At 70.8% G+C, this 20,825-nt stretch carries 21 protein-coding genes; 11 read left to right on the top strand and 10 right to left on the bottom strand.

The annotated features are described in order from the left end of the window. Window positions 1–3 precede the first annotated feature (3 nt). The 3 genes from FNV62_RS14875 to cobC are packed head-to-tail and all read left to right on the top strand — an operon-like array spanning window position 4 to window position 2,622. Entirely contained in the window at window positions 4–606 is a 603-nt protein-coding gene (locus FNV62_RS14875) for a precorrin-8X methylmutase (RefSeq protein WP_186003209.1), read from the top strand. After that, window positions 603–1,523, top strand: coding sequence for a sirohydrochlorin chelatase (locus FNV62_RS14880; RefSeq protein ID WP_097284141.1), 921 nt, complete (start codon window positions 603–605; stop codon window positions 1,521–1,523). The genes FNV62_RS14875 and FNV62_RS14880 overlap by 4 nt, the downstream gene beginning before the upstream one ends. Then, window positions 1,513–2,622: an Rv2231c family pyridoxal phosphate-dependent protein CobC gene (cobC, locus tag FNV62_RS14885; RefSeq protein WP_144315288.1), complete on the top strand. Its 1,110-nt coding sequence runs from the start codon at window positions 1,513–1,515 to the stop codon at window positions 2,620–2,622. The genes FNV62_RS14880 and cobC overlap by 11 nt, the downstream gene beginning before the upstream one ends. Before the next feature lie 270 nt (window positions 2,623–2,892). Here cobC and FNV62_RS14890 read toward each other — a convergent pair whose 3' ends face one another. The 5 genes from FNV62_RS14890 to FNV62_RS14910 form a co-directional block, all read right to left on the bottom strand. Continuing rightward, a complete protein-coding gene (locus tag FNV62_RS14890) occupies window positions 2,893–3,801 on the bottom strand; it encodes an SCO1860 family LAETG-anchored protein (protein ID WP_144315289.1) in 909 nt (302 codons plus the stop codon). Window positions 3,802–4,109: 308 nt separating this feature from the next. Then, window positions 4,110–5,198, bottom strand: coding sequence for an amidohydrolase family protein (locus tag FNV62_RS14895; RefSeq protein WP_054232279.1), 1,089 nt, complete (start codon window positions 5,196–5,198; stop codon window positions 4,110–4,112). Between the two features lie 88 nt (window positions 5,199–5,286). Continuing rightward, a complete protein-coding gene (locus FNV62_RS14900; protein WP_054232280.1) occupies window positions 5,287–6,084 on the bottom strand; it encodes an amino acid ABC transporter ATP-binding protein in 798 nt (265 codons plus the stop codon). Then, complete coding sequence (locus tag FNV62_RS14905; protein ID WP_097288875.1) at window positions 6,081–6,914, bottom strand: amino acid ABC transporter permease; 834 nt, start codon at window positions 6,912–6,914, stop codon at window positions 6,081–6,083. The genes FNV62_RS14900 and FNV62_RS14905 overlap by 4 nt, the downstream gene beginning before the upstream one ends. Then, window positions 6,911–7,759, bottom strand: coding sequence for a transporter substrate-binding domain-containing protein (locus FNV62_RS14910; RefSeq protein WP_054232281.1), 849 nt, complete (start codon window positions 7,757–7,759; stop codon window positions 6,911–6,913). The genes FNV62_RS14905 and FNV62_RS14910 overlap by 4 nt, the downstream gene beginning before the upstream one ends. A 237-nt stretch (window positions 7,760–7,996) precedes the next feature. Between FNV62_RS14910 and FNV62_RS14915 the strand changes: the two genes are divergently transcribed. The 5 genes from FNV62_RS14915 (at window position 7,997) to thpD (ending at window position 12,972) form a co-directional block, all read left to right on the top strand. Then, window positions 7,997–9,097 (top strand): pyridoxal-phosphate-dependent aminotransferase family protein, encoded by a 1,101-nt coding sequence (locus tag FNV62_RS14915; RefSeq protein ID WP_144316473.1) that lies wholly within the window; start codon window positions 7,997–7,999, stop codon window positions 9,095–9,097. A gap of 591 nt (window positions 9,098–9,688) precedes the next feature. Then, window positions 9,689–10,228, top strand: coding sequence for a diaminobutyrate acetyltransferase (ectA, locus tag FNV62_RS14920; protein WP_095855368.1), 540 nt, complete (start codon window positions 9,689–9,691; stop codon window positions 10,226–10,228). 88 nt (window positions 10,229–10,316) lie between these two features. Continuing rightward, window positions 10,317–11,588 carry a diaminobutyrate--2-oxoglutarate transaminase gene (gene ectB, locus FNV62_RS14925; RefSeq protein ID WP_097284147.1) on the top strand — a complete coding sequence of 424 codons (1,272 nt, stop codon included), beginning with the start codon at window positions 10,317–10,319 and terminating at the stop codon, window positions 11,586–11,588. A 61-nt stretch (window positions 11,589–11,649) separates the two neighbouring features. Next, complete coding sequence (locus FNV62_RS14930) at window positions 11,650–12,054, top strand: ectoine synthase (RefSeq protein ID WP_054232284.1); 405 nt, start codon at window positions 11,650–11,652, stop codon at window positions 12,052–12,054. Between the two features lie 6 nt (window positions 12,055–12,060). Further along, the gene (thpD, locus tag FNV62_RS14935; protein ID WP_143601269.1) at window positions 12,061–12,972 is read left to right on the top strand and encodes an ectoine hydroxylase; all 912 of its coding nucleotides are present in this window, start codon (window positions 12,061–12,063) and stop codon (window positions 12,970–12,972) included. A 67-nt stretch (window positions 12,973–13,039) separates the two neighbouring features. Here thpD and FNV62_RS14940 read toward each other — a convergent pair whose 3' ends face one another. From FNV62_RS14940 to FNV62_RS14960, 5 genes are all read right to left on the bottom strand, one after another. Next, the gene (locus FNV62_RS14940; protein ID WP_143601270.1) at window positions 13,040–14,089 is read right to left on the bottom strand and encodes an aminotransferase class V-fold PLP-dependent enzyme; all 1,050 of its coding nucleotides are present in this window, start codon (window positions 14,087–14,089) and stop codon (window positions 13,040–13,042) included. 116 nt (window positions 14,090–14,205) lie between these two features. Continuing rightward, entirely contained in the window at window positions 14,206–14,925 is a 720-nt protein-coding gene (locus FNV62_RS14945) for a DsbA family oxidoreductase (protein WP_054232287.1), read from the bottom strand. A 77-nt stretch (window positions 14,926–15,002) separates the two neighbouring features. Next, window positions 15,003–15,509, bottom strand: coding sequence for a GNAT family N-acetyltransferase (locus FNV62_RS14950; protein ID WP_143601271.1), 507 nt, complete (start codon window positions 15,507–15,509; stop codon window positions 15,003–15,005). 64 nt (window positions 15,510–15,573) lie between these two features. Further along, complete coding sequence (locus FNV62_RS14955; RefSeq protein WP_054232288.1) at window positions 15,574–16,182, bottom strand: DUF1349 domain-containing protein; 609 nt, start codon at window positions 16,180–16,182, stop codon at window positions 15,574–15,576. A gap of 121 nt (window positions 16,183–16,303) precedes the next feature. Beyond that, window positions 16,304–17,833, bottom strand: coding sequence for an aldehyde dehydrogenase (NADP(+)) (locus FNV62_RS14960; protein ID WP_143601272.1), 1,530 nt, complete (start codon window positions 17,831–17,833; stop codon window positions 16,304–16,306). A gap of 131 nt (window positions 17,834–17,964) precedes the next feature. Between FNV62_RS14960 and FNV62_RS14965 the strand changes: the two genes are divergently transcribed. The 3 genes from FNV62_RS14965 (at window position 17,965) to FNV62_RS14975 (ending at window position 20,781) form a co-directional block, all read left to right on the top strand. Next, the gene (locus FNV62_RS14965) at window positions 17,965–18,738 is read left to right on the top strand and encodes an IclR family transcriptional regulator (RefSeq protein WP_028803360.1); all 774 of its coding nucleotides are present in this window, start codon (window positions 17,965–17,967) and stop codon (window positions 18,736–18,738) included. A gap of 2 nt (window positions 18,739–18,740) precedes the next feature. Continuing rightward, the gene (locus tag FNV62_RS14970) at window positions 18,741–19,214 is read left to right on the top strand and encodes a GNAT family N-acetyltransferase (protein WP_060902189.1); all 474 of its coding nucleotides are present in this window, start codon (window positions 18,741–18,743) and stop codon (window positions 19,212–19,214) included. Between the two features lie 115 nt (window positions 19,215–19,329). Next, complete coding sequence (locus FNV62_RS14975; protein WP_143607736.1) at window positions 19,330–20,781, top strand: peptidoglycan D,D-transpeptidase FtsI family protein; 1,452 nt, start codon at window positions 19,330–19,332, stop codon at window positions 20,779–20,781. Window positions 20,782–20,825: the final 44 nt, after the last annotated feature.

The raw sequence follows: 20,825 nt of genomic DNA on the forward strand, positions 1-20,825 counted from the left end.
CGAGTGAGCCAGGTGTTCCCGGAGAACCGGGTCGTGCACCCCATCGAGCAGGAGTCCTTCCGGCGGCTGCGTGCCCGCCTGGACACCTCGCACTTCCCGCCGCTGACGCGGGCGGTCGTGGAGCGGGTCATCCACTCCGCGGCCGACCTCGACTACGCGGACGACCTCGTCACCGACGAGGGCGCCCTGGCGAAGGCGCACACGGCGCTGCACGCCGGGGCACCGGTCGTGGTGGACGTGGAGATGGTCGCGGCGGGCATCACGCGCCGCGACACCGTCTGCCGCCTCAAGGACGCCAAGTCCGGCCCTGGGCTGACCCGTTCGGCCCACGCGATCCGGCTCGCGTACGAGGACGTCGGGCCCGGCGCGCTCTGGGTGATCGGCTGTGCGCCGACCGCCCTGGAGGAGCTGCTGACCCTCGACGCCGACCCGGCGCTCGTCATCGGTCTGCCCGTCGGCTTCGTCGGCGCCGCCGAGTCCAAGGCCGCGCTGCGCGACAGCGGGCTGCCCGCCGTCAGCAACGTGTCCGAGAAGGGCGGCTCGGCGGTCGCCGCCGCCGCGCTCAACGCCCTGCTGTACCACCCCGCAACCAAGGAGTTTTCGTGACCACCCCGCCCCCCGCCCTGCTCATCGCCGGACACGGCACCCGGGACGCGGCCGGAGCCGAGGCCTTCCGCGACTTCGTACGGCAGTTGGGGCGCCGCCACCCCGAACTGCCCGTCGCCGGAGGGTTCATCGAACTGTCGCCGCCGCCGCTGGGTGACGCCGTGACCGAACTGGTCGAGCAGGGGGTACGCCGGTTCGCCGCGGTCCCGCTGATGCTGGTGTCCGCCGGGCACGCCAAGGGCGACATCCCGGCGGCGCTGGCCCGCGAGAAGGAGCGGCACCCCGGTATCTCGTACACCTACGGGCGTCCGCTGGGCCCGCACCCGTCGCTGCTGGCGGTGCTCGAACGGCGGCTGGACGAGGCGCTCGGCGGCACGGTCCGTACGCCGCAGGACCGGTCCGACGTCACCGTGCTGCTCGTCGGGCGCGGCTCCACCGACCCGGACGCCAACGCCGAGGTGCACAAGGCGGCGCGGCTGCTGTGGGAGGGACGCGGGTACGCGGGCGTCGAGACGGCGTTCGTGTCGCTGGCGGCGCCGGACGTCCCCTCGGGCCTGGACCGCTGTGTGAAGCTGGGCGCGCGGCGGATCGTGGTCCTTCCCTACTTCCTGTTCACCGGCATCCTCCCGGACCGGGTGCGGCAGCAGACCGAGGGCTGGGCGGCCGCGCACCCGGACGTCGAGGTGCGGTCGGCCGAGGTCATCGGCCCCGAGCCGGAGCTGCTCGACCTGGTCATGGAGCGGTACCGGGAGGCCGTCGAGGGCGACCTGCGGATGAACTGCGACTCCTGCGTCTACCGGATCGCGCTGCCCGGCTTCGAGGACAAGGTGGGCCTCCCCCAGCAGCCGCACTTCCACCCGGACGACGACGGACATCACCACGGGCACCACCACGGCGGGCACGCGCATGCGCACTGAGGGCGCGTACGGGGGCGACGGGCACGGCGCCGGCTCGCGCGGAGACGACGCGCACGATCTGCGCCACCACGGGGACGCCGAGGTGCGGGACGACGGCTCGGCGCTCACCGATCTCGCCGTGAACGTCCGTGCGGACACGCCTCCGGCGTGGTTGCGCGAGCACGTCGCCGCGTCGCTGGACGGTCTCGCGGCCTACCCGGACGGGCGGGCCGCGCGGGCCGCGGTGGCGGCGCGGCACGGGGTGCCGGTGGAGCGGGTGCTCCTGACGGCGGGCGCGGCGGAGGCGTTCGTGCTTCTGGCGCGCGCTCTGAAAGTCCGTCAACCGGTCGTGGTTCACCCGCAGTTCACCGAGCCGGAGGCGGCACTGCGGGATGCCGGCCACACCGTCGACCGAGTGCTGTTGCGTGCGTCGGACGGCTTTCGGCTGGACCCCTCGGCCGTACCCGAGGACGCGGACCTCGTCGTGATCGGCAACCCGACCAACCCGACGTCCGTGCTGCACCCGGCGGCCTCGATCGCCGCGCTCGCGCGGCCCGGGCGGACGTTGGTGGTCGACGAGGCGTTCATGGACGCGGTGCCGGGTGAGCGGGAGGCGCTGGCCGGGCGGACGGACATCCCCGGGCTTGTCGTGCTGCGCAGCCTCACGAAGACGTGGGGGCTGGCGGGGTTGCGGATCGGGTACGTGCTGGCCGCGCCCGACACGGTCCGCGAACTGTCCCGTGCGCAGCCGCTCTGGCCCGTCTCCACGCCGGCCCTCGCGGCGGCCGAGGCGTGCGTGTCGCCCCGGGCGCTCGCCGAGGCCGCGCACGCGGCCCGGAAGGTCGCCTCCGACCGGTCCCATCTCGTCGCGGGACTCCGGGAGTTCGAGCCCGACGGGTTGTGGGTCGTCGAGCCCGCCGAGGGTCCGTTCGTGCTGATTCGGCTGCCTCGGGCGGTGGTGGTGCGGCGTCAGTTGCGGGGGCTGGGGTTCGCGGTGCGGCGTGGGGACACGTTTCCGGGGCTGGGGGACGACTGGCTCCGCCTGGCCGTACGAGACCGGGCCACCGTCAATGGATTCCTCCAGGCGTTGGATCGGGCGGTGGTGGTGGCTGGGCGGTGACGGGCGTGCGGCAACGGCCTTTCTCGCCCCCGCCGCCCCTACCCGTCCCATCCCTGGGGGCTCCGCCCCAGACCCCCGGGCGGATTCTTCGGCTGCGGGTGGGTGGTGGCTGATCGCGCAGTTCCCCGCGCCCCTCAGAAGCGCTGGCGCGCATCTTTCAGCCCGTCCGGCGTTTGAGGACGAGGCCGTTCAGGCCGAAGCGGGGGTCTGGGGGCGGCAGCCCCCAGGGATGGGACGGGTAGGGGCGGCGGGGGCGAGAACAGGTCGGGGTCAGGAGCGGTGGCGGCGTCCCAGGGCGACGGCCGCCCCGCCCGCCGCCAGGAGTACGACCGCCGCACCCACCACGAACGGAGTCGTCGACGCGCCGCCGGTCTCCGCGAGGCCCGACTTCGCCGGTGCCCCCTGGGGCTTGATGTCGGGGGCAGAAACTGAGGCGGGAGCAGAGGCAGGGGCCGCGGACGGGGACTCGCAGGTGACGGACCCGAGGGTCAGGGTGCCTTCCACATCCGCCACGTTCAGCTTCAACGGGTTGACGGAGACATGGAGTTCGAGCGCGGACGCGGCGGCCGTACGGGACGTGGTCCGCGTCTTGGAGAAGTCGATCCGGACCTCACCGACCCCCGGCACCTTCACCTCCGTCGGACCGCCCACCGTCAACGTCACCTTCTTGCCGAGGACGGTCACCCCGCCCAGGAGGGTGGCGGAAGCCGCGGGTTTGCGCCCCGCCTCACAGGTCGCCTTCGAGGTCACCTGCCCGATCTCGATGAGGGACAGCAACGGCAGCCCGGGAACATGGATCCGCGCATGGGTGAGGTTCGTGGACGCCTCGGCCCCCGACGCGGAGACCGTCGCCTTCGCGGAGGCGACATCCGCCCGCAGCACACTGAACGGCTGCCCACCGTCGACCCCGTCCAGCCTCGCTGTCAGCGCGGTCCGCTCGGCGCTCTGCGGCGCCCGCACCTCGTTGAGGGAGACCGCGAGCGGGACGTTCACGGTCTTGTTGAGCAGGGACACGTCGAGCCCGGTGCGCAGCACGACGGCGCTCGCGCGACCGTGGTCGGAGGTGGCGTGCGCGGAACCCGCACCGGCCAGCACCATCGGACCGGCGGCGAGGACGGTGGCCGCCGCGGTGGCGGTGAAACGGCGTGCGGGCATGCGGAAGTCGGTGTTGGCGTTCAAGGGTGGGACCCCCAGGAGAGAACAGCTTGGGACCCGGCAAGAATTACGCACCGAGAGTGAACAGTCAGCAACCTGACGTGACTTCACTCCAACGTGGGGTTTCCGGGAATTCGTTCGAATCTCCCGACACCGCTGGGCACGGATGTTCCCCGCCGTCACCCACTCAACAGCCCCGCCCCGAACACGCCGGTCGACGCTCCGGAGCGCGCACGGTGGTGCGTAACGAGGCGACCGGCGGACACGTAACGCTCCGTCAACCGGACGACCGGGCGACCTCTCCGCCGCTCTCCGCTCTCTGCTCCCCGCCGCTAGCCGACGACCCGCCCGTTCAGCACGACCCGGCGCGGAGCCGCCAGCACCCGTACGTCCGCGCGCGGATCCCCCTCGTACACCACGAGGTCGGCGGGCGCGCCCTCGTCGAGCCCCGGCCGCCCGAGCCACCGCCGGGCGCCCCAGGCCGTCGCGGACAGCGCCTCGACCGGCGGGATGCCCGCGGTGACGAGTTCGGCGACCTCGCCCGCCACCAGACCGTGGGCCAGCGAACCGCCCGCGTCGGTGCCGACGTAGACCGGTACTCCGGCGTCGTAGGCGGCGCGCACGGTGTCGTAGCGGCGTTCGTGCAGTGCCCGCATGTGCGCCGACCAGCGCGGGAACTTCGTCTCTCCGCCGGCGGCGAGCCGCGGGAAGGTGGCGATGTTGACGAGCGTGGGGACGATCGCGACCCCTCGGGAGGCGAAGAGGGGGATCGTCTCCTCGGTCAGGCCGGTCGCGTGCTCGACGCAGTCGATGCCCGCCTCGACCAGGTCCCTGAGCGAGTCCTCCGCGAAGCAGTGCGCGGTCACCCGTGCGCCGAGGCGGTGCGCCTCGGCGATCGCCGCCGCGGCGGCCTCGCGCGGCCAGCAGGCGCTGAGGTCGCCCGTCTCCCGGTCGATCCAGTCGCCGACCAGCTTCACCCAGCCGTCGCCGCGCCGGGCCTCCTGGGCGACGTACGCGACCAGGTCCTCCGGCTCGATCTCGTGCGCGTAGTTGCGGATGTAGCGGCGGGTGCGGGCGATGTGCCGGCCCGCGCGGATGATCTTCGGGAGGTCGGCGCGGTCGTCGATCCAGCGGGTGTCGGAGGGCGAGCCCGCGTCCCGGATGAGCAGGGTGCCGGCCTCGCGGTCGGTGAGCGCCTGCTTCTCGGAGACGTCGTCGGGGACGGGCCCGTGGGCGTCGAGGCCGACGTGACAGTGCGCGTCGACGAGACCGGGGAGGGCCCAGCCCTCGACGGTACGGATGTCACGGGCACCGGGGCGCTCGTACGAGATCCGGCCGCCGACGACCCACAGCTCGTCCCGCACGTCGTCGGCGCCGACGAGCACCCTGCCTTTCACATGCAGCACCGCTTGATCGCTCATGGGGAGAACCTTAGTTCTGCCACCGCGAGTGGTTCGTGGCTGGTCGCGCCCACGCGGCGGAGCCGCTCAGGGTCACAGCCCCGCGCCCCTACGGGGCGCTGTCCTCCTCGACCTCCGCCATCGCCGGGTCCAGCAGCCGGGACAGGAAGTGCCGGGTGCGCTCGTGGCTCGGATTGCCGATGACCTGCGCGGGGGCGCCGTCCTCGACGATCACGCCACCGTCCATGAAGACGACCCGGTCGGCGACCTCGCGCGCGAAGCTCATCTCGTGGGTGACGACCATCATCGTCATGCCCTCGTGGGCGAGCCTGCGCATGACGGCGAGCACGTCGCCGACGAGCTCAGGGTCGAGCGCCGAGGTCGGTTCGTCGAAGAGCATCACCTCGGGCCCCATGGCGAGCGCGCGGGCGATCGCGACGCGCTGCTGCTGACCGCCGGAGAGGGAGGAGGGGTAGGCGTCCGCCTTCTCGGACAGGCCCACCCGCTCCAGGTTCTCGGCGGCGACCTTGGCCGCCTCCTCCTTGTCCCGCTTCAGCACCCTGCGCTGCGGGAGCGTGAGGTTCTCGGTCACCGACAGGTGCGGGAAGAGGTTGAACTGCTGGAAGACCATGCCGATCCGGCGGCGTACGGCGTCGATGTCGACGTCGGGGTGCGTGACCTCGGTACCGCCGACGAAGACCTGCCCCTTGGTGGGTTCCTCCAGGAGGTTCACGCAGCGGAGCAGGGTGGACTTGCCGGAACCGGAGGGTCCGATGACGCAGACGACCTCGCCCTGTCCGATCTCCAGGTCGATCCCGCGCAGGACGTCGTTGTCGCCGAAGGACTTGTGGAGGTCCCGGACGTGGATCTCTGGAGTGCTGGTGCTGGTGCTGCTGGTGCTGGTCACTTGGTGGCCTCCCCGGCCTTGGCCTCCAGGCGGCGTACGACGAATCCGAGTGGCACGGTGACGAGCAGGTAGCACAGGCCCGCGACCAGGATCGGTGTGGAGTTGGCGGTCTGGCTCGCCAGGTCGCGCCCGAACTTGGTGAGTTCGCGCTCCTCCAGGGTGACCCCGAGGAACAGCACCAGCGAGGAGTCCTTGAAGAGGAGGACGAGCTCGTTGGTGAGGGGCGGGATCACGATGCGGAACGCCTGCGGGATGACGATCGAGACCATGGCCCGCGCGTGCGAGAAGCCCAGCGAACGGGCCGCCTCCATCTGCCCCTTGGGCACCGCCTGGATGCCCGCGCGGATCGTCTCGGCCATGTACGCGGCCGAGACCAGGCCGAGCGCGAGCGCCACCTTGCCGTACGTACCGCCGGGGATCTGCGTGCCCGGGAACGCCAAGGGCACGGCGACACCCACGAAGACGAAGATCAACAGGGCGGGCAGGCCGCGGAAGATCTCGATGTAGATGCCGGCGAGCCAGCGGTAGGGGCCCACCGGGGACAGCCGCATCAGGGCGATGACCAGGCCGAGCACGAGACCGACGACGAAGCCGGACATCGTGTAGAGCACGGTGTTCTTCAGCGCCAGTGTGATGACGTCCGGGAACATCTGCTTGACCAGGTCCCACTGCGCGAACTGGTTCTTCAGACGTCCCCAGTCCGCCGTGACCGCGAAGGCGATCACGGCGGCGACGAAGACGACGTACTGCGCGCCGCGCGAGAGGGCGCGCTTCTGGCGCCGGGTCAGGCCGGACTTTCGGGGCTGGAGCCGTGCGTCGGCATCACTCATGAGGCGGACGGCGAGGCGGTGGCCGCGGACGCGGGGTACGGGCCGATCCACTTCTCGTAGAGCTTCTTGTACGTACCGTCGGCCTTGGCCTGCTTGATCGCCCTGTTGATCTCGGCGAGGAGCTTGGTGTTGCCCTTCTTGACCGTGAAGCCGTACTGCTCACCGGTGTTGAGGTTGTCGACCACCTTGAAGGCGTCGGCGTTCGCCTTGTCCTTCAGCCAGCCCTGGACGACCGGGTAGTCGATGATGACGGCCTGGACCTGGCCGGTGCGCAGGCCGTTCAGGACCGCGTCGGAGGACTCGAAGGAGACCGAGTCGAAGCCCTGCTTCGCCGCGTACTCCTCGCCCGTGGTCTGCGCCTGGGCGCCGAGCTTCTTGCCCTTGGCCTTCACGTCGGCGAGGGAGTTGACGCCGCTCTTCTTGTCGACCAGGACGGCCTGGGTGGCGTCGAAGTACGGGTCGGAGAAGTCGACGTTCTTCTTGCGCTCCGGGGTGATCGTCATGCCGGCCGCGGCGAGGTCGCACTGGCCGGAGTTGAGGAACGCGCCCGTCTTGAAGTTCTCGAAGGGCGTGTCGACGATGGCCTGCTTCACGCCGAGGTCCCCCGCGACCAGGTCGATCAGCGCGACGTCGAAGCCCTGCACCTTGCCGTTGATCTCCGACTGGAACGGCGGATACGGGAGGTGGGTACAGGTCGTGACCTGGCCCGCCTTGACCAGGGGAACGCCCTTGGCACTGCTCTGGCCCCCTCCGCCGCCCGAGGAACAGCCGGCCACGAGCAGCAGCCCGGCCGTGGCGGTGGTGGCGGCCAGAATGCGCGTCCGGCGTCCGAGGACCGAGTTCACGGAGACCTCCTGTGGGGGGAATGGAGGATTCCGATTATAAGGAAAGGTTTGGCTCGCTCAAACCAATCCGATGGCTGTTGCGCCGTTCGGCCTCAGAAGTCATGCCTCGTGCGGCCGTCCGGTCGTACGACCTGGGGGTGTCCGCTCGTACGACCGAGGATCGCCGCGGGCGTGACAAGGGCGCCCGGATACGCTCGGGGCTGCGCATTGGAACCTGTGAGCGAAGAGAGCACCGCCGTGACCCATCCCTTCCTGGACCTCGCCCCGCTGAGCGCCGCACACTTCGCGGCGATCGAGGACCGCGTGGCGCGGCTGCTCTCCACCGAGCAGGACGTCGTGATCATGCAGGGCGAGGCGCTGCTGCCCCTGGAGGGTGCCATTCGCGCCGCGGCCGGGCCCGGCACCACCGCGCTCAACGTGATCACCGGGCCGTACGGGCAGACCTTCGGGGACTGGCTGCGGGACTGCGGCGCGACGGTGATCGACCTCGCGGTGCCGTTCCACACGGCGGTGACGGCCGCACAGGTGCGTGACGCCTTCGCCGAGCATCCGGAGATCGACTTCGTCTCGCTGGTGCACGCGGAGGCGGCGACGGGCAACACGAACCCCGTCGCGGAGATCGGCAAGGTCGTGCGTGCGCACGGCGCGCTGTTCTACCTCGACGCCGTCGCCTCGATCGGCGCGGAGCCGGTGCTGCCGGACGCGTGGGGGGTCGACCTGTGCGTGATCGGGGCACAGAAGGCGATGGGCGGGCCGGCCGGGGTGTCGGCCGTGTCCGTGAGCGAGCGGGCGTGGGCGCGGATGGCCGCCAATCCGGGGGCGCCGCGTCGGTCCTACCTCTCCCTGCTGGACTGGAAGGAGCGGTGGGTCGACGGCGGGCGCAAGGCGCTGCTGCACGCGCCGGCGCAGCTGGAGATGCTGGCGTTGGAGGCGTGTGTCGAGCGGATCGAGGCGGAGGGGCTCGACGCGGTGATGCGCCGCCATGCCCTGGCGGGGGCGGCCACGCGGGCGGGGGCGGTCGCTCTCGGTGGCGGGCTGGAGCCGTATGTGTACGAGGCGGGGGACGCCGCGCCGGTCGCCACGACGTTGCGGGCGCCGTCCGGGGTCGATGCGGGGGTGCTGGTCGCGAGGGCGTTGGCCGCGGATCCGGCGTTGCCGTTGGTCGCGGGTGGGGGTGCGCTGGCGAAGGAGATGATCCGGGTGAACCACTACGGCCCCGATGCGACGCCGGGGGTCGTGCACTCCTGCCTCGCGGCGCTGGGGGCGGCGATGGCCGAGTCCGGTCTCACGATCGACCTGGAAGCGGCACGCCGCGCGACGACGAAGGCGTGGTCCTAGCCGTACGTCACGGGCGGGTGTGTCGGGTGCGGGTGGGTGGGGGCTTGGCGCGCAGTTCCCCGCGCCCCTGGGGCGCGGGGCTGCGCCCCGGCGCCCCATCGGCCTCGTCCTCGCGCGCCGGACGAGCTGGGGGCTTTTAGGGGCGCGGGGAACTGCGCGACCAGCCCCCACCCACCCGCACCCGAAGAACACACCGGGATCCGGGGCGGAGCCCCGGCGTGTTCTCCCCACGGAGTTACCGGGGCTTAATCGCGCATCAATTGAAGAGGCGCTCACCATGGCACTCACCATGCTTATTCTTGCATTAACTCGAAGATTAGCTTCCCGTATTCTTCTGCCCGCTTTCCCGGTCCCTAAACGCAAAGATTTCGCGAACGCCAACCGACGTAATTCGGGCACGTCTCGTGGTGATTACGTGTCTGTGACGCACTCCACACTGCGTCCACTTCCTCCCCTATTTTCCGGGCAAACCGTCCCCTTATACCACTCGCAGCACCCCGCTCTCACGGGCGCGTGATAACACAACGGCGCGTCGTACGTAACCCCGGACGACGATGCAATTTGAGATTTCCCTCGGTAAATTCAATCCGCATGACCGCCGCACGAGCAGACCTGCAAGCGGAATTCCTGGAAATGCCGGAGGGCCTTCGGATCGACCGTCCGAAGGTGGCGGACGGAGCCGCGCTCTGGCATATCGCCAAGGACTCCGGAACCCTCGACCTGAACTCCTCGTACAGCTATCTGCTGTGGTGTCGTGACTTCGCCGGCACGTCGGCGGTGGCGCGCGACGCGGACGGTGTGCCCGTCGGCTTCGTCACCGGGTACGTCCGGCCCGAGCGTCCGGGCACCCTGCTCGTGTGGCAGGTGGCCGTCGACGCCGCCCACCGCGGACGCGGACTGGCCGCGGCCCTGCTCGACGGGCTGACCGCGCGGGTCGCGGAACAGCGGACGATCACCGCCGTCGAGACCACGATCACGCCCGGCAACACCGCCTCCGAGCGCCTTTTCACCTCGTACGCGCGACGCCACGGCGCGCGCGTCGAGCACGAAGTGCTGTTCGAGGCCGGGCAGTTCCCGGACGGACCGCACGACCCCGAAGTGCTCTACCGGATCGGTCCGCTCCCCGGCTGACCCCGCGCCGGCCCCCGGCCGACCCGGACACCCCCTGGCTTCCCCCTGCCTTCTCCCCCTCCCCCCACGCACCGAGGAGCGATTCGCCGTGACCATCATCCAGCCCGACCTGAGCGTCTTCGAGACCCTGGAGTCGGAGGTGCGCAGCTACTGCCGCAGCTGGCCCACCGTCTTCGACCGGGCTCGGGGCAGCCGGATGTTCGACGAGGACGGGCACGAGTACCTCGACTTCTTCGCCGGCGCGGGGTCCCTCAACTACGGGCACAACAACCCTGTACTCAAACGGGCCCTCATCGACTACCTGGAGCGCGACGGCGTCACCCACGGTCTCGACATGTCGACGACCGCCAAGCGCGCCTTCCTGGAGGCCTTCCAGAATCTCGTCCTACGGCCGCGCGACCTGCCGTACAAGGTCATGTTCCCGGGGCCGACAGGCACCAACGCCGTCGAGTCCGCGCTGAAGCTGGCGCGGAAGGTGAAGGGGCGCGAGGCGATCGTGTCCTTCACCAACGCCTTCCACGGGATGTCGCTGGGCTCGCTGGCCGTGACCGGGAACGCCTTCAAGCGGGCCGGTGCCGGGATTCCGCTCGTGCACGGGACCCCGATGCCGTTCGACCACTACTTCGACGGCCAGGTGCCGGACTTCCTCTGGTTCGAGCGGCTGCTCGAGGACCAGGGGTCGGGGCTCAACCAGCCCGCCGCGGTCATCGTCGAGACCGTGCAGGGCGAGGGCGGCATCAACGTCGCCCGGCCCGAGTGGCTGCGCGCCCTCGCCGACCTGTGCCGGCGGCGCGACATGCTGCTCATCGTCGACGACATTCAGATGGGCTGCGGGCGGACGGGAGCGTTCTTCTCCTTCGAGGAGGCGGGGATCGTGCCCGACATCGTGACCGTGTCCAAGTCCATCAGCGGGTACGGGCTGCCCATGTCCCTGTGCCTGTTCAAGCCCGAACTGGACGTCTGGGAGCCGGGCGAGCACAACGGCACGTTCCGCGGCAACAACCCCGCGTTCGTCACCGCCGCCGCGGCCCTGGAGACGTACTGGTCCGACGGGTCCGCCATGGAGAAGCAGACCCGTGCCCGCGGGGAGCAGATCGAGCAGGCCCTGATCTCCGTCACCGAGGAGAACCTCGCCGACGTGAAGGAGTACCGGGGACGCGGTCTCGTCTGGGGCCTCGAGTTCCACGAGAAGGAGCGTGCGGGGCGCGTCGCGCAGCGCGCCTTCGAACTCGGGCTGCTCATCGAGACCTCAGGCCCGGAGAGCGAGGTCGTGAAACTCCTCCCCGCGCTCACCATCACCCCCGACGAGCTCGACGAGGGCCTGCGCACCGTCGCCCGCGCCGTACGCGAAACCGTCTGACCGACGTCCACAGACGTCCGGCAGACATCTGACAGATCTGACAGAAAGGCACGGCACCACCGTGATAGTCCGTTCGTTCAAGGACATCGAGGGCACCGACCGGCATGTGAAGGCCGCGACGGGTACCTGGGAGAGCAAGCGCATCGTCCTCGCCAAGGAGAAGGTGGGCTTCTCCCTCCACGAGACGGTCCTGTACGCGGGTACGGAGACGTCCATGTGGTACGCGAACCACATCGAGGCCGTGCTCTGCGTGGCGGGCGAGGCCGAGCTGACCAACGACGAGACCGGTGAGACGCACTGGATCACGCCGGGCACGATGTACCTGCTCGACGGCCACGAGCGCCACACCATGCGCCCCAAGACCGACTTCCGGTGCGTCTGCGTCTTCAATCCGCCCGTCACGGGACGGGAGGACCACGACGAGAACGGCGTCTACCCGCTGCTCACCGAACCCGAGGAGGTCTGAAGCCCCATGACCACGACCACCACGACCAGCACGACCACCGTCACCGATCTCTACCCCAGCCGCGGCGCCACCGAGGTGTCCGTCCCCCGCCAGGACCCGGTCGTCTGGGGCACGCCCGGCACGCCGGGGCCGTTCTCCGTGCCCGACCTCCAGGCGTACGAGCGTGACGGCTTCCTCGCGATCGAGGAGCTGATCGGCGAGGACGACGTCGCCCTCTACCGGGCCGAGTTGGAGCGGCTGGTCACCGATCCGGCGATCCGCGCCGACGAGCGCTCGATCGTCGAGCCCGCCACTCAGGAGATCAGGTCCGTCTTCGAGGTGCACCGGATCAGCGAGGTCTTCGCCGCGCTCGTACGCGACGAGCGGGTCGTCGGGCGGGCCCGGCAGATCCTCGGCTCGGACGTCTACGTCCACCAGTCGCGGATCAACGTCAAGCCGGGCTTCGGGGCCAGCGGGTTCTACTGGCACTCGGACTTCGAGACCTGGCACGCCGAGGACGGGCTGGCGAACATGCGGACCGTGTCCGTGTCGATCGCGCTGACCGAGAACCACGACACCAACGGCGGCCTCATGATCATGCCGGGGTCGCACAAGACGTTCCTCGGCTGTGCGGGGGCCACCCCGCGGGACAACTACAAGAAGTCGCTCCAGATGCAGGACGCGGGCACCCCGTCCGACGAGGCGCTGACCCGCTTCGCCGACCGGCACGGCATCAAGCTCTTCACGGGCCGGGCCGGTTCGGCGACCTGGTTCGACTGCAACTGCATGCACGGCTCCGGGGACAACATCACCCCGTTCCCGCGCAGCAACGTCTTCATCGTGTTCAACAGCGTGGAGAACGCGGCGGTGGAGCCGTTCGCGGCGCCGGTCCGCAGGCCCGAGTTCATCGGCGCCCGTGATTTCACGCCCGTGCAGTGACCGCGAGCGTGACGTGGCCGCACGCGTGACGTGGCCGCGGGCGTGAAGGAGCAGCCCCCCGCCGGGGTCAGCCGGACAGGACGTCCAGCAGTCGGTCGACGTCGGCGGGGGTGTTGTACAGGTGGAAGGCCGCGCGCAGGTTGCCCGCCCGGTCGGACACCTCGACCCCGGCCTCGCTCAGCTCCTGCTGCCGCCGGCCGAGTCCGGGCACGGACACGATCGGCGAGCCGGGGGCGGAAACCGGCGTCTGGCCGAGTCCCTGGAGCCCGGCGCGGAAACGGTCGGCGAGGGCGAGGTCGTGGGCGCGTACGTTCGCCACGCCCAGCTCCTCGAAGAGCTCCAGCGAGTGCCGGGCGCCCGCGTACGAGAAGAGGCTGGGGCTCTCGTCGAACCGCCGCGCCGAGTGGGCGAGTTCCGCCACCGGGCCGTAGCAGCTGTCCCAGGGCGCCTCACCCGCGACCCAGCCGGCGAACACGGGAGTCAGCCCGCCGAGGTCCTCCGGAACGACCAGGAAGGCCACGCCCCGAGGGCAGACGAGCCACTTGAAGGCGACCGAGGAGACGAAGTCGTACGCGTCGGCCTGGATCGGCAGCCAGCCGGCGGCCTGGGAGACGTCGACGTACGTACGCGCCCCGTGCTCGCGCGCGGCCCGGGCGATGCCCGCCAGATCGGCGATCCGCCCGTCCGCGGACTGCGCGGCGCTGACCGCGACGAGCGCGGTGCCCGGACGTACGGACTCGGCGATCCGCTCCAGCGGTACGGCGCGCAGCTTGAGGTCGCCACGGACGTGGAAGGGGTTCACGACGGAGCTGAAGTCGTCCTCCGCGGTGAGGACTTCGGCGCCCGGCGGCAGCGAGGCGGCGATCAGTCCGCTGTAGACGGCGACCGAGGCCCCGGCCGCCACCCGGCCCGCGGGGACCCCGGCCAGCCGGGCGAAGGCGGCGCGGGCGGCCTCCACGTCGTCGAACATGTCGGACGGCCGTCCGTCGGCGACGGACTCGACGGCGACGCGCATGGCCTCGACCGTGCGCGCCGGCAGGAGTCCGCAGCTCGCGGTGTTCAGATAGGTGTTCTTCGGGGCGAACTCGGCTCGTACGAGGCTCTCGAAGGTCTCCATGGGACCACTGTGCGGCCCCGAGCACCTCTCGTCCATTACGGAATTTTGCGTGGTTCCGGTAAGGACTGCTTATACGTCCGCCCCGACCTGCGCTTTCACCACCGTGCCGGACGGGCTTACGGCTGCGGTACGGCGCATCCGTCCGGGCCGCAGGCCTCCGCGTCGGCGGCACCGTCCTGGATCAGCTTCAGCGGCGGGCGTTCGCCCCACGCCTGGGTCAGGGCCTGCGCGAAGACCTCGGCGGGCTGGGCGCCGGAGACACCGTACTTGCGGTCCAGGACGAAGAACGGCACGCCGTTCGCGCCGAGCTCGGCGGCCTCGCGCTCGTCGGCGCGCACCTCGTCGGCGTACGCCTTCGGGTCGGCCAGCACCTCGCGGGACGCGTCGGCGTCGAGCCCGGCGGCGACGGCCAGCTCGACGAGCCGCTCGTCGTCGTTGAAGACGGTCCGCTCCTCGGCGAAGTTCGCCTTGTACAGCAGGCCGATCAGTTCGTCCTGGCGGCCCCGCTCCTTGGCGAAGTGGAGGAGGCGGTGCATGTCGAAGGTGTTGCCGTGGTCGCGGTCCCGGGTGCGGTAGGCCAGGCCCTCGGCGGCGGCCTGGGCGCCCAGGTTCTCCTCGCCGGCCTGCGCCTGTGCCTCGCTCATGCCGTACTTCTTGGTCAGCATCTTGAGCACGGGCTGGATGTCGCCCTTGGCGCGACCGGGGTCCAGCTCGAAGGAGCGGTGCACGACCTCGACCTCGTCACGGTGCGGGAAGGCGTCCAGCGCCTTCTCGAAGCGGGCCTTGCCCACGTAGCACCAGGGACAGGCGATATCCGACCAGATCTCGACGCGCATGTCTTCGGCTCTCTCCAGGTCGTACGAATACGGGCCCCTCCGGGGGCAGGAGTATGTGAACGTTCAAACGGCCGGTTTCATTCCCCGGTGACGGCGTAGCGCAGGAAGAGGTGGTGATCGCCTTCGGCGGGCGGGTTCTCCGGGTCCGGGACCCAGCCCTGGCGGGCGTAGAAGGCCTGGGCGCGGGCGTTGTCGACGTGCACGTCGAGAGTGGCGGTGTGCTTGCCGTCGGCCCGCCACTGTTCGAGACAGGCCGAGTGCAGTGCCCGGCCGATGCCCTGGCGCCAGCAGTCGGGATCGACGTGGAACTGGAAGAGCTTCACGGTGTCGGCGGGCGCGTCGTCGGCCGTCCGGAAGGAGGCGATGCCCACCAGGTGTCCGTCACGCACCGCGCAGAGGACATGGGCCTCGGGGCGCTCGATGCTGCCCCGCCACGCGGCGACCCAGTCCACGTCGCCGAAGGGCAGGCCGTCCGGGTAGTACGTGGAGCGGGCGCGGAGGTGCAGCTCGGTGATGGCGGCGGCCTCGCTGGGCAGGGCGGTTCTGATGACGAGGGGGCCCGTGGTGCCGGGTGTGCTGATCATGCAGCGGAGGACGTGGTGGAGGGGGGCCACGGTTCCCACCCCGCGGCCGACCCCCCACCCACGGTCAGCTGCCGTCTCTCAGGTCCTTGGGCCAGTTCGGGCGGAACTCGATGCCGTCGTACGTCACCACGCACCCCTCCCCCATCGGCGACTGCGTCATGAAGCCGACGAGCGCGGCGGACGTCTCCTTCTCCTCACCCAGGGTGAAGAGCCGGATGAACGTCCAGCGCTTGCCGTCGCGGGAGGCGTGGAAGGCGAAGGCCCGACCCGTGCGGCTGATCCGCAGCCAGACGGAACTGCCGTCCACGGTGAAGGAGTTGGCGTCGTCGGAGTGCCCCCGGGTGACCACCGTGCAGACGGTGGGCACGTCCGGGGAGTACTCCAGGCAGAGCTTCGCCCAGGCCCGCTCCCCCACATGGACGTAGAGGACCCCCGCGTCGAAGGCCGCGCCGAAGCCGACCGTGACGCGGGCGATCAGCTGGAAGTCCCCCTCCGGCGCCCCGAGGAGACGGGGCGCGTCGGAGGCCGGGTCCAGTGCCTCGTCGGTGGGCGGTACGAAACGGTCCTGGCGGGGGCCGGCCCAGCCGGTGAGTATCCCGTCCTCGTGCGACCAGTGCCCGTCAGGCCCGTAGGTACGGAGGGGGAAGGGAAGTTCGGGAAGTTCGACGTCCATTCACCCATACTCTCAGGCCAAGTACCGCGCCCCCGAAGGGGCGCGGGGAACTGCGCGACCAGCCACAACGGCCCCGCAGCCCGCGAACGACCACAACCCCGACGGCGCTACCCGCGGAGCGCTACCGCTCCAGGTGACCGTCGTAGCGTCGCGGCAGCCCCAGCGGGTTGTCGTCCCGCAGCTCCGGCGGCAGCAGCGCCTCCGGCGCGTTCTGGTACGCCACCGGCCGCAGCCAGCGCTCGATCGCCGTACCGCCGACCGACGTCGAGGTCGACGTCGTCGCCGGGTAGGGACCGCCGTGGTGCTGGGCGGGGGCGACGGCGACACCGGTGGGCCAGCCGTTGACCAGGACGCGCCCGGCGAGCGGCGTCAGCTCGGCGAGGATCTCCGCGCCGCGGCCTTCGCCCGCCGCCTCCTCCGTCGACAACTGCACGGTGGCGGTGAGGTTGCCGGGAAGGCGCGAGAGGACCGCGCTGGCCTCGGACTCGTCCTCGTAGCGGGCGACGACCGTGAGCGGGCCGAAGCACTCCTCCAGGAGCAGGTCGTGCTCACCCTCGGTGACGAGCTTCTGCGCGGGCACGGTCAGGAAGCCGGGGCTCACCGTGTGCTCGCCGCCCGAGCCCGGGGTCACCGGGGACTCGACGCCGGGGAGCCCGGCGCGCTCGGCGACACCCGCGATGAAGTTGTCGCGCATGCGGTGGTCCAGGAGAACGCCCGCGTCGGTGTCGCTGACGGCGTCGGTCAGGGACTTCACCAGGCGGTCGCCCGCCGCGCCCGCGGGCGCCAGGACCAGGCCCGGCTTCACGCAGAACTGGCCGACGCCCAGCGTCATCGAGCCCGCGAGCCCGGCGCCGATCGCCTCGGCGCGCTCGGCCGCCGCGGCCTCGGTGATCACGACGGGGTTGAGGGAGCCCAGCTCGCCGTGGAAGGGGATCGGCACGGGGCGCGCGGCCGCCGCGTCGAACAGGGCACGGCCGCCGCGGACGGAGCCGGTGAACCCGGCCGCCGCGACCAGCGGGTGCTTGACGAGTTCGACACCCGCCTCGAAGCCGTGCACGAGGCCGACGACACCGCCCGGGATGTCGTGCCGGGCGGCGGCCCGGCGCAGTACGGCCGCGACCAGCTCGGAGAGCGCCGGGTGGTCGGGGTGGGCCTTGACCACGACCGGGCAGCCGGCCGCCAGCGCGCTCGCGGTGTCGCCGCCGGCGACGGAGAAGGCGAAGGGGAAGTTGGAGGCGGAGTAGACGGCGACGACACCCAACGGCACCTTGTAGCGGCGCAGGTCCGGGATCGGCGGGGTCGCCGTGTCGTCGGGGTGGTTGATGACGACGTCGAGGAACGCGCCCTCGTCGACGATGCCGCCGAAGGCACGCAGCTGGTAGCAGGTGCGGGCGAGTTCGCCGGTGAGCCGGACCGGGCCGAGCGCGGTCTCCGCGTCGGCGGCCTCGACGAGCTGCTCCTTGGCCGCTTCGAGCAGGTCCGCGGCGGTCCTCAGGAAGGACGCGCGCACGGTGCGGTCGACGAGGGCTCCCCGGGCGGCGTGCGCGGCGCGGACGGCCTCGTCGACCTCCTGGGCCGTGGCCTCCACCGCAACCTGCTCGCGCTGCTTCCCGGTACGGGGGTCGACACTCCAGACTGGTGCTGCTGCCACCGCGGGTCCCTCCAGATGTAATGCCGCAGTTCTTGTCTCACCCACCAGCGGTGTTCGATATACTGAACGCTGTCTCTGATGGTGAATATGATGCGGAGACTATTTCCCGTCGAACGAGGGGGTCAAGGGCGATGTCGGCAGGCGAGACAGGCGGCGGAGCGCAGGTCAAGTCCGCGGTACGGACCGTGGAATTGCTCGAGTACTTCGCGGGCCGGCCCGGTATGCACTCCCTGGCCGCGGTCCAGGAGGCCGTCGGTTATCCGAAATCCAGCCTCTACATGTTGCTGCGCACCCTCGTCGAGCTCGGCTGGGTCGAGACGGACGCGACGGGCACGCGGTACGGCATCGGCGTACGGGCGCTGCTGGTCGGCACCTCGTACATCGACGGCGACGAGGTGGTCGCCGCGGCCCGCCCGACCCTGGACCGGCTCTCCGACGACACCACGGAGACCATCCACCTGGCGCGCCTGGACGGCACGAACGTCGTGTACCTGGCCACCCGCCAGTCGCAGCACTACCTGCGCCCCTTCACCCGGGTGGGCCGCCGGCTCCCCGCGCACTCGACCTCGCTCGGCAAGGCGCTGCTCGCCACCCACACCGACGAGCAGGTCCGCAAGATGCTGCCCGAGACGCTCCCCGCGCTGACCGAGCACACGATCACCGACCGGGAGAAGCTCATCGAGGAGCTGCACCAGGTCCGGGAGCAGGGCTTCGCCGTGGACCGTGAGGAGAACACGCTGGGGCTGCGCTGCTTCGGCGTCGCGATCCCCTACCGCACCCCCGCCCGGGACGCGATCAGCTGCTCGGTCCCGGTGGCCCGGCTCACCCCCGCGCACGAACAGATGGTCAAGGACGCCCTGTTCGACGCCCGCGATCGGCTGACCCTCGCCACCCGGAGGCTCTGACGATGGAGGTCTCGCTCCGCCCGGTGCACGACAGTGATCTGCCGGTCTTCTTCCGGTTGATGAACGACCCCGAGTCCCTGCGAATGGCGGCCTTCACCGCCGAGGACCCGACCGACCGGGACGCCTTCGACGCCCACTGGAAGCGCATCCGCGCCTCGTCCGACGTGGTGCCGCGCACGATCCTCGCGGACGGCGATGTCGTGGGCAGCGCCGCGGTGTACGGGGAGCCCGGCGAGCGCGAGGTCACCTACTGGATCGACCGGGCGTACTGGGGCCGGGGCATCGCGACGGCCGCGCTGCGGGACCTGCTGGCCGAGGTGCCCGAACGCCCGCTGCACGCGCGGGCGGCGGCCGACAACGCGGGGTCACGGCGGGTTCTGGAGAAGTGCGGGTTCCGGGTCACCGCGAACGCCCGGGGGTACGCGCACGCGCGCGGCGAGGACACGGACGAGGTCGTGCTCACCCTGGAGGGCTGAGCCGGACTTCAAGGGCTGAGCCGGACTTCATACGAGCCGGACTTCATGAACAGCGCATGAGAAATGAGGGCGGAAGGGAACGATTCGCTCCCTTCCGCTCGTCCTTCTGAGCGGGATGAACAAGACGATCAGGCGTGCCGCCGTCTTCACTCTGCTGCTCGTGCTCTCCCTGCTGGTCAGGGCGACCTGGGTGCAGTTCTACGACGGCAAGGCACTCGCGGACAACAAGAACAACCGACGGAACGCGATCGAGCAGTACGCGAACCCGCTCGGGAACATCATCGTGGCCGGCCGGGCGATCACCGGCTCCGCGCAGACGAAGGGCAGCGACCTCAAGTACAAGCGGACGTACACGGACGGCAGTCTGTACGCGGCGGTCACGGGCTACAGCTCCCAGGTGTTCGGGGCGACCCAACTGGAGGGCGTCTTCAAGGGCCTGCTCGACGGTACGGACAACCAGCTGAAGAACCCCCTCGACACGATCACCAACAAGCGCTCCAGCCCTGGTGACGTGGTCACGACCATCGACCCGGACGTGCAGAAGGCGGCGTACGCGGCGCTCGGCGCCAAGAAGGGCGCGGCCGTCGCGATCGACCCGACGAACGGCAAGATCCTCGCGGTGGTCTCCACTCCGTCGTACGACCCCACACAGCTCAGCGCCGGTGACTCCGCCGCCTGGACGAAGCTGACGCAGGACGCGGACAAGCCGATGACCAACCGGGCGCTGCGCCAGCCGCTGCCCCCTGGGTCGACGTTCAAGCTGGTGGTCGCGGCGGCGGCGCTGGAGGACGGGCTGTACAAGAACGTGGACACCGGCACGGACAGCCCGAACCCGTACACGCTGCCGAACACGAGTACCGACCTGTCGAACGAGAGCGCCTCCGCGCCCTGCAAGAACGCCTCGATCCGGGTGGCGCTGCAGTACTCGTGCAACAACGTCTTCGCGAAGATGGCCGTCGACCTCGGGCAGGACAAGGTCAAGGCGATGGCGGAGAAGTTCGGCTTCAACGACAGCTCGCAGGACGTGCCGGTGCGGGCGTACCCGAGCGTCTACCCCTCGAACATGGACAAGTCGTCCACGGCGCTGACCGGTATCGGTCAGTTCGACGTCACGGCGACCCCGCTGCAGATGGCCATGGTGTCGGCCGCCATCGCCAACGGCGGCAAGCTGGTCTCACCGCACATGGTGTCGCAGACCAGTGACGCGAGCGGCAACGTGGTGAAGAACTACGACGACAGCACCGAAACCAAGGAGATCGTCAGCTCGACGACCGCCGAGCAGCTCCAGTCCGCGATGCAGACGGTCGTCACCAAGGGCACGGGCACGAACGCGAAGATCTCCGGCGCGACCGTGGGCGGCAAGACGGGTACGGCCCAGCACGGCGAGAAGAACAGCAAGACGCCGTACGCCTGGTTCACGTCGTACGCGAAGTCCGACTCGAACGGCAAGGAGGTCGCCGTGGCGGTCATCGTCGAGCAGTCCGACGCGGCGAGGTCCGAGGTCAGCGGCAACGGCCTGGCGGCGCCGGTGGCCAAGGCCATGATGCGGGCGGCGCTGAAGAACTGACGCACCGCGCACGACGAAGGGCCGCCCCGCACCCCTGGGGGCGG

It is taken from the genome of Streptomyces sp. RLB3-17, from assembly GCF_007113425.2.
GTDB lineage: Bacteria > Actinomycetota > Actinomycetes > Streptomycetales > Streptomycetaceae > Streptomyces > Streptomyces mirabilis_D.